The sequence below is a fragment of the Polycladomyces zharkentensis genome (assembly GCF_016938855.1).
In the GTDB taxonomy this organism is placed as follows: Bacteria; Bacillota; Bacilli; order Thermoactinomycetales; family JIR-001; genus Polycladomyces; species Polycladomyces zharkentensis.
Map to the genome: position 1 here is coordinate 519,400 of NZ_JAFHAP010000004.1, position 16,651 is coordinate 536,050.

The 16,651-nt window shown below is 53.0% G+C and carries 16 protein-coding genes; 5 read left to right on the forward strand and 11 right to left on the reverse strand.

Going from position 1 to position 16,651, the window contains the following annotated elements; genetic code table 11:
- Positions 1 to 114: 114 nt before the first annotated feature.
- Entirely contained in the window at positions 115 to 618 is a 504-nt protein-coding gene (msrC, locus tag JQC72_RS04365; RefSeq protein ID WP_205493150.1) for a free L-methionine (R)-S-oxide reductase MsrC, read from the forward strand.
- 50 nt (positions 619 to 668) lie between these two features.
- Here the strand turns inward: msrC and JQC72_RS04370 are convergent, their stop codons facing one another.
- From JQC72_RS04370 to JQC72_RS04380, 3 genes are all read right to left on the reverse strand, one after another.
- The gene (locus tag JQC72_RS04370) at positions 669 to 1,094 is read right to left on the reverse strand and encodes an NUDIX hydrolase (RefSeq protein WP_205493152.1); all 426 of its coding nucleotides are present in this window, start codon (positions 1,092 to 1,094) and stop codon (positions 669 to 671) included.
- 30 nt (positions 1,095 to 1,124) lie between these two features.
- Positions 1,125 to 1,604 carry a PaaI family thioesterase gene (locus JQC72_RS04375; RefSeq protein WP_205493158.1) on the reverse strand — a complete coding sequence of 160 codons (480 nt, stop codon included), beginning with the start codon at positions 1,602 to 1,604 and terminating at the stop codon, positions 1,125 to 1,127.
- Between the two features lie 207 nt (positions 1,605 to 1,811).
- On the reverse strand, positions 1,812 to 2,483 hold the full coding sequence (locus tag JQC72_RS04380; RefSeq protein WP_205493159.1) for a class I SAM-dependent methyltransferase: 672 nt from the start codon (positions 2,481 to 2,483) through the stop codon (positions 1,812 to 1,814).
- Between the two features lie 263 nt (positions 2,484 to 2,746).
- Here JQC72_RS04380 and JQC72_RS04385 point away from each other — a divergent pair, with 263 nt between their 5' ends.
- The 3 genes from JQC72_RS04385 to JQC72_RS04395 all read left to right on the forward strand — a co-directional run bounded on the left by JQC72_RS04385 (position 2,747) and on the right by JQC72_RS04395 (position 6,190).
- Positions 2,747 to 3,160, forward strand: coding sequence for a DUF4395 domain-containing protein (locus JQC72_RS04385; RefSeq protein WP_205493160.1), 414 nt, complete (start codon positions 2,747 to 2,749; stop codon positions 3,158 to 3,160).
- Positions 3,161 to 3,352: 192 nt separating this feature from the next.
- The gene (locus JQC72_RS04390; RefSeq protein WP_205493161.1) at positions 3,353 to 4,876 is read left to right on the forward strand and encodes an MDR family MFS transporter; all 1,524 of its coding nucleotides are present in this window, start codon (positions 3,353 to 3,355) and stop codon (positions 4,874 to 4,876) included.
- Positions 4,877 to 5,305: 429 nt separating this feature from the next.
- The gene (locus JQC72_RS04395; RefSeq protein ID WP_205493162.1) at positions 5,306 to 6,190 is read left to right on the forward strand and encodes a diacylglycerol/lipid kinase family protein; all 885 of its coding nucleotides are present in this window, start codon (positions 5,306 to 5,308) and stop codon (positions 6,188 to 6,190) included.
- Between the two features lie 604 nt (positions 6,191 to 6,794).
- On the opposite strand, the gene JQC72_RS04400 is transcribed toward JQC72_RS04395, so the two are convergent.
- Together JQC72_RS04400 and JQC72_RS04405 are read right to left on the reverse strand one after the other, a co-directional pair.
- Positions 6,795 to 7,412, reverse strand: coding sequence for a histidine phosphatase family protein (locus tag JQC72_RS04400; RefSeq protein ID WP_205493163.1), 618 nt, complete (start codon positions 7,410 to 7,412; stop codon positions 6,795 to 6,797).
- 16 nt (positions 7,413 to 7,428) lie between these two features.
- Positions 7,429 to 8,595 (reverse strand): hypothetical protein, encoded by a 1,167-nt coding sequence (locus JQC72_RS04405; RefSeq protein ID WP_205493164.1) that lies wholly within the window; start codon positions 8,593 to 8,595, stop codon positions 7,429 to 7,431.
- Positions 8,596 to 8,748: 153 nt separating this feature from the next.
- On the opposite strand from JQC72_RS04405, the gene JQC72_RS04410 reads away from it, so the two are divergent.
- On the forward strand, positions 8,749 to 9,222 hold the full coding sequence (locus JQC72_RS04410; RefSeq protein ID WP_205493165.1) for an Hsp20/alpha crystallin family protein: 474 nt from the start codon (positions 8,749 to 8,751) through the stop codon (positions 9,220 to 9,222).
- A gap of 315 nt (positions 9,223 to 9,537) precedes the next feature.
- On the opposite strand, the gene JQC72_RS04415 is transcribed toward JQC72_RS04410, so the two are convergent.
- The 6 genes from JQC72_RS04415 to JQC72_RS04440 form a co-directional block, all read right to left on the reverse strand.
- Positions 9,538 to 10,365, reverse strand: coding sequence for a carbohydrate ABC transporter permease (locus JQC72_RS04415; protein WP_205493166.1), 828 nt, complete (start codon positions 10,363 to 10,365; stop codon positions 9,538 to 9,540).
- A 15-nt stretch (positions 10,366 to 10,380) separates the two neighbouring features.
- Complete coding sequence (locus JQC72_RS04420; RefSeq protein ID WP_205493167.1) at positions 10,381 to 11,688, reverse strand: carbohydrate ABC transporter permease; 1,308 nt, start codon at positions 11,686 to 11,688, stop codon at positions 10,381 to 10,383.
- 157 nt (positions 11,689 to 11,845) lie between these two features.
- Positions 11,846 to 13,126 carry an ABC transporter substrate-binding protein gene (locus tag JQC72_RS04425; RefSeq protein WP_205493168.1) on the reverse strand — a complete coding sequence of 427 codons (1,281 nt, stop codon included), beginning with the start codon at positions 13,124 to 13,126 and terminating at the stop codon, positions 11,846 to 11,848.
- 70 nt (positions 13,127 to 13,196) lie between these two features.
- Positions 13,197 to 14,285 (reverse strand): Gfo/Idh/MocA family protein, encoded by a 1,089-nt coding sequence (locus tag JQC72_RS04430; protein WP_205493169.1) that lies wholly within the window; start codon positions 14,283 to 14,285, stop codon positions 13,197 to 13,199.
- 14 nt (positions 14,286 to 14,299) lie between these two features.
- On the reverse strand, positions 14,300 to 15,343 hold the full coding sequence (locus tag JQC72_RS04435; RefSeq protein WP_205493170.1) for a Gfo/Idh/MocA family protein: 1,044 nt from the start codon (positions 15,341 to 15,343) through the stop codon (positions 14,300 to 14,302).
- 46 nt (positions 15,344 to 15,389) lie between these two features.
- Positions 15,390 to 16,358: a sugar phosphate isomerase/epimerase family protein gene (locus JQC72_RS04440; RefSeq protein ID WP_205493172.1), complete on the reverse strand. Its 969-nt coding sequence runs from the start codon at positions 16,356 to 16,358 to the stop codon at positions 15,390 to 15,392.
- Positions 16,359 to 16,651 lie beyond the last annotated feature (293 nt).

Sequence of the window (16,651 nt, forward strand, 5' to 3'; positions counted from 1 at the left end):
TAACCGAGCTTGTTTCGTTACAATGATGGGGAAAAGGTGCAACCGATCACTGCTGTATCATTTCACGACAATGTCCACAGGCATCAACAGTTTGCGACAAAGGAGTTTTCACCCATGTTTCACTTTGAAAAGATCGAAGGCGACCGCGCCTCACGATATGAACATCTGTTGAAACAGGTGGGCCACCTGGTGGAAGGCGAACGGGACATGGTGGCCAATCTGGCCAACACCGCATCCCTCTTGTATCTGTCTCTGGAGCAGGTAAACTGGGCGGGGTATTATCTCAACCGCGGTGACGAACTGGTGTTGGGGCCGTTTATGGGCAAACCGGCCTGTATCCGCATCCCGTTCGGCAAAGGTGTTTGTGGAACGGCAGCCTCGGAGCGCCGTACGCAACTGGTTCGGGATGTGTTGAAATTCCCCGGACACATTGCTTGCGATGCTGCCACCCGATCCGAAATCGTGGTGCCGATGTTCAAGGACGACCAACTGGTGGCCGTGTTGGATATCGACAGTCCGATTGAAGCCCGCTTTGATGAGGAGGACCAGCGATATCTGGAACAATTCGCCCGAATGGTCACGGACAGCATCGATTGGTCTCCGATCCTGAAAGGTTGAAAATATGCCCTGTGCTCATGGAGCCAGGGCATTTTGGCATTTTATATGAACTACTTTGTGAGAAATTGTGTATACACCCGATGCGCCCGTTTGATTTCCTCCTTCATCCACTCGGGGAACGGAGCCGTGTCCAATTCGTCCAGCGCAATCCAATGGTAGCTGTCATGCTCGGCACTCAACCGGAGTGTTCCGCTTGGTTGATGGCAAGCAAACTTGATGATAATCAGATGCTTTTCCTCTTGAATCTCGTCGTAGATGTAGGCGGGGGCGACGACTTTTACCTGCAATCCTGTTTCTTCCCGTACTTCTCTGGCCAATGCGTCCATCAACGGTTCCTCGGGTTCCAATCCACCGCCGGGAAAATCCCAGCCGTGATTGTCTCTGGCACTGCGTTCCTCCGTCGATTTTCGCAGCACCAACACCCGTCCCTGATCAAAAATGATCGCTTTGGCCGCGATTTTATACGGTTTTTTCATCGCATCCCACCAGCCTTTTTTCCGTTTCCGCTACGCCAATCTGAAGAAATCACCGGTCGCCGTCGCGATCAGTTTGCCGTTGTCATCCGTCACTTTTGTTTCCATCACGATGATGGTCCGGCCGCTTTTCACCACTCGGGTTCGTGCAGTCAACCAACCATCCTGAGCCGGTGCAAGGAAATGCACGTTCAAATCCAGTGTCACGGCGCGGCGTTCGATACCGAATGCCTGAAACACGGTGGAACCCATGGCAGTGTCGATAAAGGTGGTCGTGATTCCCCCGTGCAGCATTTTGTAGCGGTTTTTCAACTCTTCGGTTACCAACATCCGGTAAACATAGACGCCCTCTTTTTCATCGTAGCCATCCGATCGAAAATTCATCAGTTCTTCAATATATGCCAGCGGACTGACCCGCGAACGCTTGAGTGCCTGCACCATTTTGTAGATCGTTTGGATCTCCTGTTCGTTCAGATCTTGCAACTCCTGCAACAATCCTTCTCTTGTCATCATCAGATCCCTCATTTTGACGAAATATCCGGGTGAAAGGTGTCCCCATCACGATGAGCGATACTTTCGCCCATACGCATAGTATAGCAAAAAACGGTGACTGGCGAATGAAAAAACCCAGGCATTTGGCCTGGGGCAAATTTTTTGAAAAAGTCCACCGATTGCACGACAACCGCGAGCAGCTGAACCACTTTGCAATCTTCCCGGTCATCAGTTCGGGTTCGCTTCAGTCCGTTCAGCCACCATCAGCCATACATACCGGTTCAACTGCTTCAGACGAACGGTGAGACCCGCCTGATGGAAAGCGCTCTTCAAACGTTCCACCACCGGATAATATTCTCGCTTCAAATCCTGTGCGAGCTCATGAAATCCGCGTTTCTCGGCTTCCTGTTGCATGTCCCGTTTCGTCGCTTCATCCCGAAAAACGGTATCGGCAAACACGATTTTCCCGCCTGGCCGGAGCCGGCGGGCAAAATCCCGAAGCGCCCGGTCTTTTTCTTCATCCGTCAGATGGTGAAACGCATACGTACTGACAATCCCGTCCACGGGCGGAAGACCGCCCGGAACCTGCAGGAAATGCCCCTCATAGAGTTCCAGATCCGGCAGTTTGCTTTTCGCTTTTTCCCGCATGGCATAAGACGGTTCGATCCCGATTACACGGTAACCGGCTTCCAGGAGCAAACGTGACAAATTGCCCGTACCGACACCAAATTCCATCACGACACTCCCTTTGGGGAGAGAGAGCGATTCCACCACTGTTTTCAAAATGTCGGCATATCCTTCAAATACCTCGATATATTCTGGATGGCCACCGGATACGGCAAGATCGTAATCCTCGGCCCATTGATCAAACAAATCGTTAAAACGCGGTTCGTTCGCCATAACAACGTGCCTCCCCGGCATATATTCCCGAATTCTGATCGAATTAGTCGATTTTCCAAGTCGATCTTAACACCATCCATTGTTTCCATCAATATCAAAATGTGCCACAGGTTATTCGTGTTCCAAAGCACCCTTTCCATGAAAATCCGTATGACCAGACACGTCCCAAACAATCTGTCACATCACCATTATTCTCCTTGTCAACAATCCAAAATGATGGCATCATAAATCTTAGATAATCACTCGGAAAAGTGGTGAATATCATGTCCGGCATCCCGCTTCCTTTTGTCCGTACCAATCAATGGTTGATCGTGTCCACGGTGTTGGCGGCTCTGTTGCTCTCCCAACCATGGATCTTGGTCATTCCGCTCTTGGTGGGTATCATCAGCCTGACAACCGGAAAAAACCCCGCATTTCGGTTGGCTCGTCCGTTTCTGTCCAAGCCGCTCGACCAATATCCGGCGGAAGACCCTGATCAACAGCGGTTTAACCAATGGATTTCCGTCATCTTTCTGGCGGGGAGCCTGATCGCCTTTTCTCTCGGTTGGACGACGGTGGGCACCGTATTTGCCGTGATGGTCGCCCTGGCCGCTTTCATCGCCATTCTCGGATTCTGTATTGGGTGCTTCATCCGGTATCAATATCTGCAGTGGAAGCATCGCCGTCAAAAAGGATGAGGCCAGTGTGTGTCCGGGCTGGAGAAACCCGAAACACTTAATCGTTCCGGGAGTCGTTTTCGCATCGCTTCATTCCCTGTGGAGCGAGGCGATCCAGAAACGACTCCCGGTTTCTTTTTCCCTCTCTTTCGCACCTCGAAATCATGAGGTAGGATAAGATTATCCGATTCGGATGGAGAGGCGATGTGAAAGATGAATCGAAACAAACGCAATATGATCACAACAGCGTTGATGGTCGCCATGTTTCTCGCGGCGGTGGAAGTGACGATCGTCAATGCGGCGATGCCCACCGTGGTGGCGGCATTGGGCGGCATTTCCTTATACAGCTGGGTGTTTTCCGCATTTATGTTGGCCAATACGACGACAGTTCCCATTTACGGCAAACTGGCTGATCTCTACGGACGCAAACGTGTTTTCATCGTGGCCGTGCTGTTGTTCATCACAGGTTCGGCATTGTGCGGACTGGCCCAATCGATGACACAACTCGTCTGGTTCCGTGCGTTGCAGGGTCTGGGAGCCGGCGGCGTTTTGCCCGTCGCGATGACGATCATCGGGGATATCTTCCCGTTTGAAGCGCGCGCCCGCGTGCAAGGATGGTTTTCATCGGTATGGGGGTTTGCCGCCGTCATCGGCCCGTTCATCGGCGGATGGACAGTGGAACATTTCTCTTGGCGCTGGTTATTTTGGTTTAACTTGCCGATCGGGTTATTGGTGATCAGCATCATAGCCGTCTGCCTGCCAAACCGTAAAGAGGGAGAACGGCCGCACGTCGATGTGGTGGGAGCGGGGCTGATGACCGTATCGGTGTTTGGTTTATTATACGCCACATTGCTCATCGGTGAAAAAGGTTGGCAAAACCCTTGGCCGTGGGGATGTCTGACGGTCTCGGCCGGTCTGCTGACGGTGTTCATCAAGTGGGAACGTCGGGTTAAGGACCCGTTCATCCCCATCCGCCTGTTGCAGAACCGGATCATCGCTTCCAGCAATTTGACCGCATTTCTCACGGGAATGGGTATGTTTGGAGCCATTTCCTTTGTTCCCTTGTTCGTACAGGGAGTATTGGACAAAAGCCCGACATTGGCCGGACTGGCCATCACGCCTCAAGTGTTGGGATGGACGTTGGGTTCGATCGTGGCAGGCCACTGGATACTGAAAAGCGGCTACCGTCCCGTCATATTGACCGGTGTCAGCCTGATCGTCGCCGCAGCACTGACTTTCGTCGGTATGGGACAGGACACCGCCTACGGATGGGTACTGGTAACGATGTGCGTATTGGGTTTGGGGCTGGGCTTGTCCATGACCACGTACATTTTGGCCATCCAGAATGCCGTTCCCACGCGGGATCGCGGAACAGCCACCTCCTCGCAGATGTTTTCCCGTTCGATGGGCGGGGCATTCGGTGTCACCATTCTGGGGGCCGTTATGACATTTCAGCTGAAACGGATCATGGAAGCGACCATTCAAGCTCATCAGGGTGAATGGAGTCCGGAAGCAATCGATAAGCTGCGGCACATGCAGGGGATTGTTTCCCCGGAATCCCTTGCGCAACTGCCCGCCTGGTTGAGTGATGAAATGGGACAGTGGCTGGCGCACTCCCTGCACGCGGTCTTTTTGACGGCGACCGTTTTCAGCCTGTTGGCGCTGCTCGCGGCTGCCGTATGGATACCCAAAGGAAGTGCGCAATCGATGTCGTTTCCGGAAGAAACGGCACCGTGACAATATGATCGTCCACACGGGTAAAGAGGCGATCAGTCAACGGGTCGGAGGTGGCCGACGTTGAAAGCGGAAAGACATCTTTCGACAACGTTTGAGATGGGGATTGGACTCGTATCCATCCTGTGTGGTCACGCTTTGTTGCTCACCGTAACCAAGGGGGCCGCGTTCTGGTTTCTCGGATTTGTGCAACTCACATATGCTCTGCCGGCCGGTCTGTGGGCACACAGACGGGGATATCGAAAGATGCCTATGACCATCTTCATGGCGGGACTGACATTCCTCCTGAATATGCTGGTCTGGATCGCGATCTTTTCTCTTTAGACTCAGCCGTTGGGATGATCTCAGTCCCGGCACGTTTCAAAAACCGAATGAATGACCATATTAAATCACACAACCCTTTCACCCTACCGCAAAAGGATGTCGTTCTCCATGAAGCATACCGTTCTCATCCTCAACCCGAATGCCGGGGACGGCTCCCTTCTCTCCGTCATCGACGAAATCCTCAACCGTTTCCGTCGAGCGGGCCTGTCTGTTTCCCTTCATCAAACCACTCGTCCAGGCGAGGGAGCGCAAATTGTCCGGGCTGCGCCAGCAGATACCGATCTGATCATCGCCGGCGGTGGGGACGGTACGGTAGCGGAAACGGTCAATGCATTGGCACCGCTCCCTCGTCGTCCACACATGGCCATTTTGCCCGGCGGTACGTGTAATGATTTTTCCCGCACACTGGGGATGTCGCAAGATCCATTGGAAGCGGCGGAGCAAATCTTGGCCGGTCGGGAACGTTCTGTCGATGTGGGGTCAGATGGACACCGCTACTTTCTCAACTTTTGGGGGATCGGACTCATCACGGAAGTATCTGCGGATATCGATCCGAAAGAGAAGGAGCGATTCGGCCGGCTGGCCTACTATTTCAACGCACTGAAACATGCCGTCGATCCAACCCCGTTTACATTGCACCTGGAGGCGGACGGCGTCTCCTACCACGGCCCGGCGCAGTTACTCATCGCCGGCAACGGTGCCTACCTGGGCGGTTATCGAACATTTTTCCCGACAAGCTGCGTGGATGACGGCCTGCTGGATGTGCTGCTGGTGAAGGATGCCTCCTTCGACAGTCTCTGGTCCTGGATTCGCTCGCACTGGACAGGCAAAACCCCGGAAGGAGAAGACATCTTGTATTTTCGGACCCGTCAATTCCATGTGAAAACCACCCCGTCACAATTGATCGATTGCGACGGGGAAAAGGAAGGCAAAACACCGGCCACGATTTCCGTTTTGCCCGGTTATCTGACGATGCTGGCGGGAGATGGGTAACAAACAAAAGCGGAAAGAAGACGCGCTTCAGGTTCAGAAGCGCTTCGCCGTATTGCTTGATATTTTTTCGCATATCTCTTTCAATTCCTCCGGCGTTCATCCTTTGCGATAGTGGCGATTGTTTTGCGTTACCTTTTCGTGTTGGCTTTCGTCCTGTTGTTTGCGGTTGTGTTGGTCATTGGTCATCGGTTAGGCCGTACGTATCAATATAAAAATCCCGATTGGTATGGATCGTCGACAAATAGCGGTTAAGCATGCTGGCATGGTGGTCGGCACGGGATTTTTTCATCAGGATGTCAGAGCATCCGCCCATTCCACATAGGGATGGGCTTGTCATTTTGGGTTCCTGTGAGGGAACTTTTATCTGAGATACCACAAAAAAGCAGCTGTAGCCGCATCCAAACCGATGGTTTCGTTTGATTAACAGAGAGATCCCCGAGAGCAGAGCAAAACGAGTTCCATTGCCGGAAGTGAAATCATGACATTCCATGACATTCAAAAAAAAAGGTGGCCTTTTTCCAAGAGGCAACCCCTGAGCTAAAAGGAGCAAACACAAGCGGTGGAAAAAGGCTCATCCATCCAAAGAGACCACCATCAGACCCGTTCAACGGTCAGCCGATTTTATCGTCTGCAAATGATCGGTTTGGTTGACGCGAACCAATTGCCAACCGAATTCCGGATGGAAGGTGACCGACGTCACACCGGTATTGGTCAATCTGACATTCAATTCGGTACGTTGCTCATGCACGATGGCCATCAAACCGGCATGCATACTGCTACCGTGGCCGACGACGACCACATGGGCGCCCGGATGCCGTCGGGCGATCCACTCCCACTGTTTGGCGATGCGTCGACTCAGCTCGTCAAAACGCTCAACTCCGTAGCGTCCGCCTTCTGCCCATACTGCTTTCCAATCAGGATACCGCTCTTCCAATTCCTCGAACGATATGCCTTCCCACTCCCCAAACGACCGCTCGCGCAATCCCTTCAGCGGGTTAACGGTCAATCCGTGGAGATGGGCAATCGCTTCCGCCGTTTCCACCGCCCGCTTCAGATCACTGGCATACACAGCATCCACCGGACGTGTGCGCATCCACTCGGCCAACAACCGCGCCTGCTCTTTGCCGTTATCGTTCAGCGGGATATCAAGCCGTCCCTGAATCCGCCTTTCTTGGTTGTATGCCGTTTCCCCGTGGCGAATCAGCCATAAATGTGTTTCCATGCTTCCTCTCTCCCTCTCATTGCAACAGTTGAAAACGCTGTTCCGATTCGTCCCAGATCCATTCAAACGTGCGCTTGACTTCTCCGTTCGGCTCCAATTGGTCCACCAGCAACAGATCGGCTTTTTGTTTGGGATTGCGGGCGATCAATACGATCCGATAGTACAAGGACCGACCAGCTGACAATAATCTCCCCTGATGAACCAACCCGTTGCTGCCACCTTGGTCAACAGCACGCCCTCTGTCGTCAATTATAACAAATCTCTTGGCCATTCCCCGATACACGATCCCCGGTTCCCGCACCGCCGGCGGCAAAGCTTCCTGAACAGCCAACAAAACGCCGTACCCGCGCTTGGTCAACTCCCCGCGAAACACAATGGTTCCCCCGCCAGGCATAACCGTTTGGATCAGCCGGGAGAGTGCCTGTTCCGAACGCTCGGGTCGCAATGCATCGATCTCCACGGAACAAAAAAAGGGTTCCGGCCCTTTTCGTGATCCGATCGATGCACCCACCACCGTCCATCGTCCGGGAAAATCCGGGTGGCGGATCACATACATCTCGGGAGCCGGGCGGAGGGGGGAAGCCCAATCGTGTTGTGCAAGCTGCCATTTCGTCCCTCGATCGTCCTGGACAAAGATGGTCAAAGTGGGTGATTTCCAGTTGGCTCGTATGATATAGTTGCCGGACCCCGGAATGCGCACAGCCTGATCGAATCGCCATCTCAAAGGTTTGGCTGACACCTTGATCCGGTATCCCATGTCGAGCGTTTCCTGAGCGATCTGCAATTGCTCTTCCGCCTCGCTCTGTTTCTGGGAATCTTGCACCGCATGCAACTGTTCAGAGGAAGGTACGTACAGCGTTTCTTCGATCCGGTTCCGTACAGTGTGATACAATTGGATGCGATAGGCTTGCGCCTCCCGATCAAACGTCATCACTGCCAGAAAGACACCGTCGTAGCTGTAACCCAGCAAATACGCATGCTGAGAGGAATAATGTTGAAACCCCTTTCTGTCAATCAATGAACGAAGACGCGGCACCTCCCGGTCAGCATACGGCACAAACAACGCAGTCTCCGAACGGGGAGGTTGCGGAATCCGTCCCCCCGAAAAGTCGTTCCACAATTGGCAACCCGCCAACAAGCTGACGAGCAACCACATCCCCAGCATCGTCCAACGGACTGCCAACAGCGCCACCCCTCACATGGAACCGTTTTGTTTGTATTCCATCTTATCGCAACAAAAACATCCTGACTATCCTTTTTATGTCTGTCAGGAACGCATAATCCATTCTTTTTATCTCAGAATAAACGGTAGGAAGCTGGCGAAAGGGAGATGAAGATGGATACCACGATGCGTTCTGATCAGCCGGATGTCAAACCTTTGGCGCGGTTTCGGCAAAGTGTGACGCAAGCAATCCGGCGTTTTTTCTCCGATCCTTGGGAGATTGAAGATGATTTTCTCGGAAGGGCCGCCGATTTTCTTCCCCGTATCAATATCGAGGAACAGGCGGACAGATATGTAGTCGAAGCCGAACTGCCGGGAATGGAAGCGGAGGAAATCGAGATCACCGTCTGCAACGGCGTATTGACGATCCGGGGAGAAAAACGGCGGAAGACCGAAAGACCTGACGCGCGACTTTATCGGGTGGAGAGCCGATACGGCGCCTTCCGCCGATCGTTGGCCCTCCCGGCGGATGCAGACCCTGAACGAATCCATGCCGAAAACGAAAATGGAATGTTTTACATCACGGTTCCCAAAAAAACCCATAGCTCCCGACTCCACATTCGCACACGGAACATGCGTAACGAGTGACTTGCCCCACGCGGCTGAAGCACCGGAGGCACTCCCTTTGGTGCCGTGGGCTTCTCGCTTCATCTGGCGTGGCAACCCACATCCATCCACGATGGCTTCGTCCAATCCCGGGTGAGTTTCGTAACGAGTTTTCGCTCGTATAGTAGCTTTCAATGTTTTCGCACATCTCGACTCCATTGTACCAAAATCTGCCGGACTTGCGAGAGGGAAAAGCCCTCCCGCGTCCGCCACTCGCTTTCATCCCAACCCTGAAGGGCAGGGTTTTCCCGCTCGCTCTTTATAAAAGCCGATCCGTCCATGGATCGGCTGCCAACCTTATTCTTTGACCGCTCCGGCCGTGATTCCGGAGATAATGCGCCGCTGGAAGATCAAGACCATGATCACCAGCGGAATCGTCACAATGATGGATGCCGCGGAGATCTCTCCCCAGGGGACCGTATATTGCCCCGGGAACATGGCAATGCCGGGTGGCACGGTTTTCATTGCCTCATCCGTATTGATGGTCAACGCAAAGAAAAATTCGTTCCACGCCGCGATGAACACCAAGATGGCCGTGGTAAACGTTCCCGGCACCGCCAGCGGCACAATCACCTTGCGAAAGGTTTGCAACACGGTCGCCCCGTCCACTTTGGCCGCTTCCTCCAAATCTTGAGGGATCTTCTGGAAAAAGGTTGTCAGATTCCAGACGGCCAACGGCAAGGCAAACGTGGTGTAGGGAATAATCAGACCCAAGTAACTGTTGGTCAGTTTCACCGATTGCATAAACAGAAAGATCGGGGAAATGGTGGCAATTTGCGGAAACATCGAAACCGCCAGCACCAATCCGAGAATCACCGTCTTCCCTTTGAAATGAAGTCGGGCAATCGCATAGGCGGCAAAAGAGGCGATCACAATGCAGTACAACGTCGTCAATGATGCCACCACAAAGCTGTTCCACAAATAAAGATGGAACGGACGTTGTGTAAACACGCGCTTATAGTTTTCCAAAGTGGGATGATCGATGATGGGTCGAAACGCATGATCGCCAAACAGTTCACCGGGTGGCTTGAGAGACGTGATCAACTGCCATAGAAACGGAAACAAGATGATGAACAAAAATCCGGCGATCATGAGGTAAAACAGAAACCCCGGCTTCTGCCGCATCTTAAGTCACACTCCTTATTTACTCCGGCCGCTGGGAACCAAGTCCGTTCCCAACACTTTGACGAAGATCATGCTAATAACGGCCACACAGAAGAAGACGATCACGGACAACGCCGAACCGGCCCCGAAGTTCATCTGGGCAAACATCGTTTTGTAGGCGTAGATCGAAATCGTTTCCGTGGCGTTGCCGGGTCCCCCGCCCGTCAGGACAAAAACCAGGTCAAAGATCCGGAACGCATCCAATGTCCGGAACAACAACGCGACGAGAATGGTCGGCTTCAACAGCGGGAGCGTGATCTTCACAAACTGTTGGTACCGGCTGGCACCGTCCACTTCCGCCGCTTCATACAGCGATTGCGGAATGGTTTGCAAACCGGCCAGCAACAGCAACGCCATGAACGGAGTAGTTTTCCATACGTCGGCGACGATGATGGCAAACATCGACCCCCATTTCGTTGTCAGCAACTCACCCATATTGGGGATGATGTGAAGCACCTCGAACAATTTGGCGACAATCCCGTTTTGACCGTCAAACAAGAACTTCCACATCAAAGCGGAGATGACGGTGGGAATGGCCCAGGGAATCAACACGGAAGCGCGTACCCATCCCCGACCGAGGAATTGCTTATTCAGCAACAGCGCAATCCATAATCCGAACACCAATTCCAAAGTGACGGAGATAACGGTGAACACCAGTGTGTTCTCCAATGACGCCCACATCCGCGGGTCTTGAGCGAATTGCCGATAGTATTGGAGTCCGACATAGTTGGGCGAAATCAGCGCGGATTGAAGCCCGTCAACCAAACCGATGACGTCTTTGGGTTTCTGAAGTACTCCCTGCTTCTTTAAATCTTCCAGTTCAGAGCGAATGTGTGAAAGCGACTGTTTCACCTTTTGTGCGGTCTCATTTTGGATGTTGGCATACTTCAAATCGGGCGGAACCGGCTTGAAATCCGTGAGCAAATCATTCACTTGATCGTAACGCTCTTTTACCCCTTTTTCCCGGTTGAGCAGATCGTTTAGTTTCTGTACGTCATCCCGTACGGCCTGTAACCGATCTTTTTGTGCATGGGCGTGCTGAATTTCCGAATCCAGCGCACTGATCAAAAACGGAGCGTTATTGAGATACTCTTCCATATCGATTCCGTATTGACCATGAACCTCGGTTTTGGCCGGATTGTTCAACCGCACATCGTGCAAGCTGATCCAAAAAGAACGGATCACCGGCCAGATCGCGATCAGCAGAATGATGATCAGCGTAGGCAACACGAACAGATAGCCGATCGACCTTTCCGACAATCCCATACGCTTACCGGTTTTCATGTTGCGTCACCACTTTTGTTGAAGGCTGATCGGGAGGACAATCCTCTCCCTCCCTTTTTTGATTCTTTGTGCGGGGACCGGGAGCCGTACGCATCCGTTCAGTCAGAACAGGGAACGGTCTCCCGGCTCACTGACTCTTGTTGTTCCCATCTATTGTTTACTGCTTGACCACTTGTTTCAGCTTTTGCTCCATGTTCTTCACGGCTTGTTCCGCCGTTTGTTTCCTCACAATGGCCTTGGAGACTTCAATTTGAATGATGTCAGAGATTTTCGGGTAATCCGGGGAAACCGGCCGGGGCACGGCCGCGCTGACTCCTTTGACAAAGTCCTTTTGGGAGAACAACGGGTTGGCATTTTTTACAGCCGGATCATTGTACGCCGGCAGGTACGTCGGGGCCGATCCGCCATATTGCGCCGTGATTTTTTGACCTTCCAGGCCCGTCATGAATTTCACCAGTTCCCAAGCCTCTTTCGGATGCTTGCTGTATCGGTTGATTCCCGTCATCCATCCGCCCAATGTGGCAGCCGAGCCGTGGTCGCCGGCGGGCAGGGGTGCTACGCCAACTTTATCCTTCACTTTGGACTGTGCCGGATCTTGTACCAGTGCGTACATGTAAGGCCAGTTGCGAATCAGTGCCGATTGGCCTTCCAGGAAGGCGGTATGGGATTCCAGCTCGGTAAAGGTGGTCACATTGCTCGGCACGAAGTCGGATTTGGTCACTTCGATCATTTTTTTCAACCCTTTGATGGTTTGCGGGCTGTTGATCACCACACGCCCTTGATCGTCCAGGATTTTGCCGCCGTAGGAGGAGATGAACTCCAAGAAGTTGCAGACCAGCCCTTCATATTGTTTCGCTTGCATCAGGTAGCCGAATTTGGTGCCGCCTTTTCCTTTCGTCTGTTTGGCTTGTTGAATCAGCTCGTCCCAGGTTTTCGGCGGTTGCTTGATCAGGTCTTTGCGATAATACAAGAGACCGGCGTCGATGAATTTGGGCATCACCCATTGCTTGCCTTCAAACTTTCCTGCTTCAACCGCACCGGGTACGTATTGACTCATATCGATCCGGTCTTTTTGGATGAAACGGTCCAACGGCAAGAGATAGCCCGCCTGGGCAAACTCGGACGGCCAAATCACGTCCAGGTCGAACACATCGATTTCGGACGATTTGCTGGAGAGCATCGTCACGTACTGATCATGGCTCTGACCCGTATCGGCCGGCATCTCCCGCACGACGACGTCAATGTTGGGGTGTTTTTTTTCGAATGCTTCCACGATCTTTTTCGTTGCCGGTGTGACATCTTTTCCCCGGGCATAGACGATCTTCACTTTGCCTCCGCTACCGCTGTCCGCATCCGAACCTCCCGGACTGCAAGCGGCCAATGATACTGCCATCGTCAACGCGAGACCCGCGCTCACCCATTTTTTCCACTGTTTCATGCGTGTTTCCCCTCCTGTTTGTTACATTCCTTCCATCGCTTCGTGATGACCGCAACCGCTGATGGCTTTGTTAACCCCTGTCCCTTCTCACCTCCTGGTCCGTCTCATCCAATGTGACGGGCTTTCCCGTCCGGGAAGAGGTATAGATCGCATCCAAAATGCGGTGAATGTAAACACCTTGCTCCGGCCGGCAAATCGGTTCCGCCTTTCCTTCAGCGGCATCGAGGAAATTTTGCAACAACAGCAACCGATCATTTTGCCGTCCGGGATACAAAACCGAATCGACGGGAACTCCCGCTTCCTCGTGGAAAAGCGTGATTTTACCGGCATCAAAATCCATGGTGACGCCACCTTCCCCGCCGTACAATTGCACGTAGGCGCGGTCTTTCTCAATATGGGCGGCCCAACTGACGTCCAAGATCAGCGTGGTTCCGTTTTCAAACTTGATCATGGCCACCGCCAAGTCTTCCACGTCGAACACACCCTGATCGTCGACGGTTCCCCAAGCGAAAAGCCCTTTCTTTTTCGGACCGAACACGCTGTAAGTCTGACCGAACACGGTGACCGGTCGGGGATAGCCGATCAACCAAAGTGCCAGATCCAACACGTGCACCCCGATATCGATGAGGGGGCCACCTCCAGCCTTCTCCATGGACGTAAACCAGCTTCCCCAGCCGGGGATTCCGTTTCGCCGAATCCATCCCGTTTTCACATGATAGACGGTTCCCAGCTTGCCTTGATCCACCAGTCGTTTGAGCAACGCCGATTCCCCACGGAAACGATTGTTTTGTCCGACCATCAGCACTTTGCCCGCCCGTTTGGCTGCATCCAGCATGGTCATCGCTTGATCGGCGTTGAGTGCCATCGGCTTTTCGCACAAAACGTGTTTGCCCGAGGCCAGCGCTTCTATTGCCACCGAGGAATGCAGAAAATTGGGAATGCACAAAATAACCGCATCCAGATCATCCCGTTTCAACATCTCCCGGTAATCGGTGTAAACGTGCGGAATGCCGTACCGATCGGCGCGCATCCGGGCCGATTCCTCATTCACGTCCGAGATGGCGAGGGCGTGTGCCCGCGGCTCCTCCCTGATGGCGGCGAGGTGGGCTTCCGAAATCCCACCTGCGCCGATAATTCCGATCTTCCATGACTGCGACATGATTGTGCCTCCAATTAGCCTACTTGAGTTGGTTGCAGTTGCACGATGCGTTTCTCTTCCGCAGAACGAATGGCCGCCAAAATGATCTCCAGCGATTTTTTTCCTTCCTCGCCCGAGATGAGAGGGGGTTCACCGGAGAGGATGCTGTGGACGAATGCGTCGATCACGCCGCTTTTGGTTTGTCCTCCCTCTTCGTTGGTGGCGATGGCGCCCACCTGATACCGTTCGACCGTGCCGTCCCGAAATTCGACAATCACTTGGTCCACCGGGTCAACCCCAATTTTCATGGTACCGTTTTCGCAATGTAAAATCGTGCTGTTATCTTCATTTGGATAATGCGTCCAGCTCGCTTCCATGGTACCGATTGCACCAGCTCGAGTACGCAAAATGATCACTGCGTTGTCGTCCACATCCGTTTCTTCCTTGTGCAACGTGTCCACCAACGCTCCCACTTCCACAATCTCATCCTGCAAAAGCCAACGGATCAGATCGGCCTTGTGGACGCCCAAATCACCCATCGCACCGACAAACGCCCGATTTTTTCGGAAAAACCATCCGCCTTTTCCTTCGGCACTCCATTGTTCAGGACCGCCGTGACCGAATGTCGTGCGGAACGTGAGCACTTTACCCAATCTGCCGCTTTCCAAAATCTCTTTCGCTTTGACGTGCGGCGGCATCAACCGCTGATTGTGTCCGATCATCAGAACCACGCCGTTTTCCCTTGCCGCATCAATCATCGCCTGAGCTTCCTCACCGGACGTGGCCATCGGCTTCTCACACAATACATGTTTTCCCGCACGCGCCGCCGCAATCGTCATCGGACCGTGTTCCACGTTGGGCGTGCAAATGCTGACGGCATCGACCGCATCATCCTTCAGCAACTCCTGATAATCGGTGTATACCTTGCCGCCGTATTGATCGGCGAACGGTTTCGCCCGCTCCGCTGCCACATCACAAAAAGCGACCAGTTCCACATGGGGATTTTCCGCGTATTCCGGAATATGACGATACTTGGCAATGCTTCCGCAACCGATCACACCCACTCGAATCTTGGCCATGTTGATCCCCTCTCTCAAAGTCTCAGGTACTGATGGAGCGACAGCCTTAGACCCACCACATATCGGTCAGCTGTTCCTTCGGCAACACCCGTTTCAGGTTTTCCACCGCTTTCAGGAAGCCTTCTTCCACCGACAGGAGCGCATCTTCATGCTCGATGCTGACCACGTAATCGTAACCCACCATCCGCAAGGCGCTCAGGATGTCCGCCCAGGTTTTCAGGTCGTGACCATAGCCGACGGTTCGGAAGATCCAGGCACGCTCCTGCATGTTGGCATACGATTGCATGTCCGTGAGCCCGTACATGTTGACATTGTCCGGGTCGATGTAGGTGTCTTTGGCATGGAAATGGTGAATGGCGCCCGCTTTCCCCAGAATTTTCACCGCAGCCACCGGATCGATGCCTTGCCACCACAAATGACTGGGGTCCAAGTTGGCCCCGATCACTTCTCCCACCGCTTCACGCAGTTTCAACAAAGTGGCAGGGGTGTGGACCAAAAACCCGCCGTGCAGTTCCAGCGCGATTTTCACATTGTGTTCCTCGGCAAATTTCCCCCACTCCCGCCAATAGGGTATCAGCTTCTCTTTCCACTGCCATTCCAGGATTTCACGATACTCATTGGGCCAGGGTGCCACGGGCCAGCTGGGCATCTTGGCTCCTTCGTAAGCGCCGGGTGTTCCGGAGAAACAGTTGACGACCGGAACTTCCAGCTTTTCCGCCAGCAACACCGTTTTCACAAACGTGTCATGGGACTGTTGTGCAAACGATTTCTCAGGTGTCAATGGATTACCGTGACAGCTTAACCCGCTGATGATCAGATCACGGTCTGAAATCGCTTTCTTGAAGGCGCGCAATTTTGCTTCGTCTTCCAGCAACTCATCCGGATTGCAGTGCGCATTTCCCGGGTAATTGCCCGTTCCGATCTCCACTGCATCCAGTCCGGCCGCTTTGACGATATCGAGCATTTCCTCAAACGACATCTGCGAAAACAAGACCGTGAACACACCAAGCTTCACAATGTTTCCCCCTTTGATATGTAGCGATTGAGGATGGCAAGCGGACTTTAAGCGAATTTTGCGTCAACGAGCCGTTTTCGAAAAACACACACCTTTCTCGATATCGAAAACGTTTTCTCCTCTTCTAGCATAAAAAATGATGCGCAAAGATGCAACCGTTTGTATGATCCAAAAATAAACATCCCTGCCTGCCCTGCCGAAGCGAAAGCCCGGAACGGCCGGAGAAATCCGTCGGTTTCGGTTGGTCTCTTACCTGCTCGTGGCTATAATAGATAGGGAATCACCGAAGAACA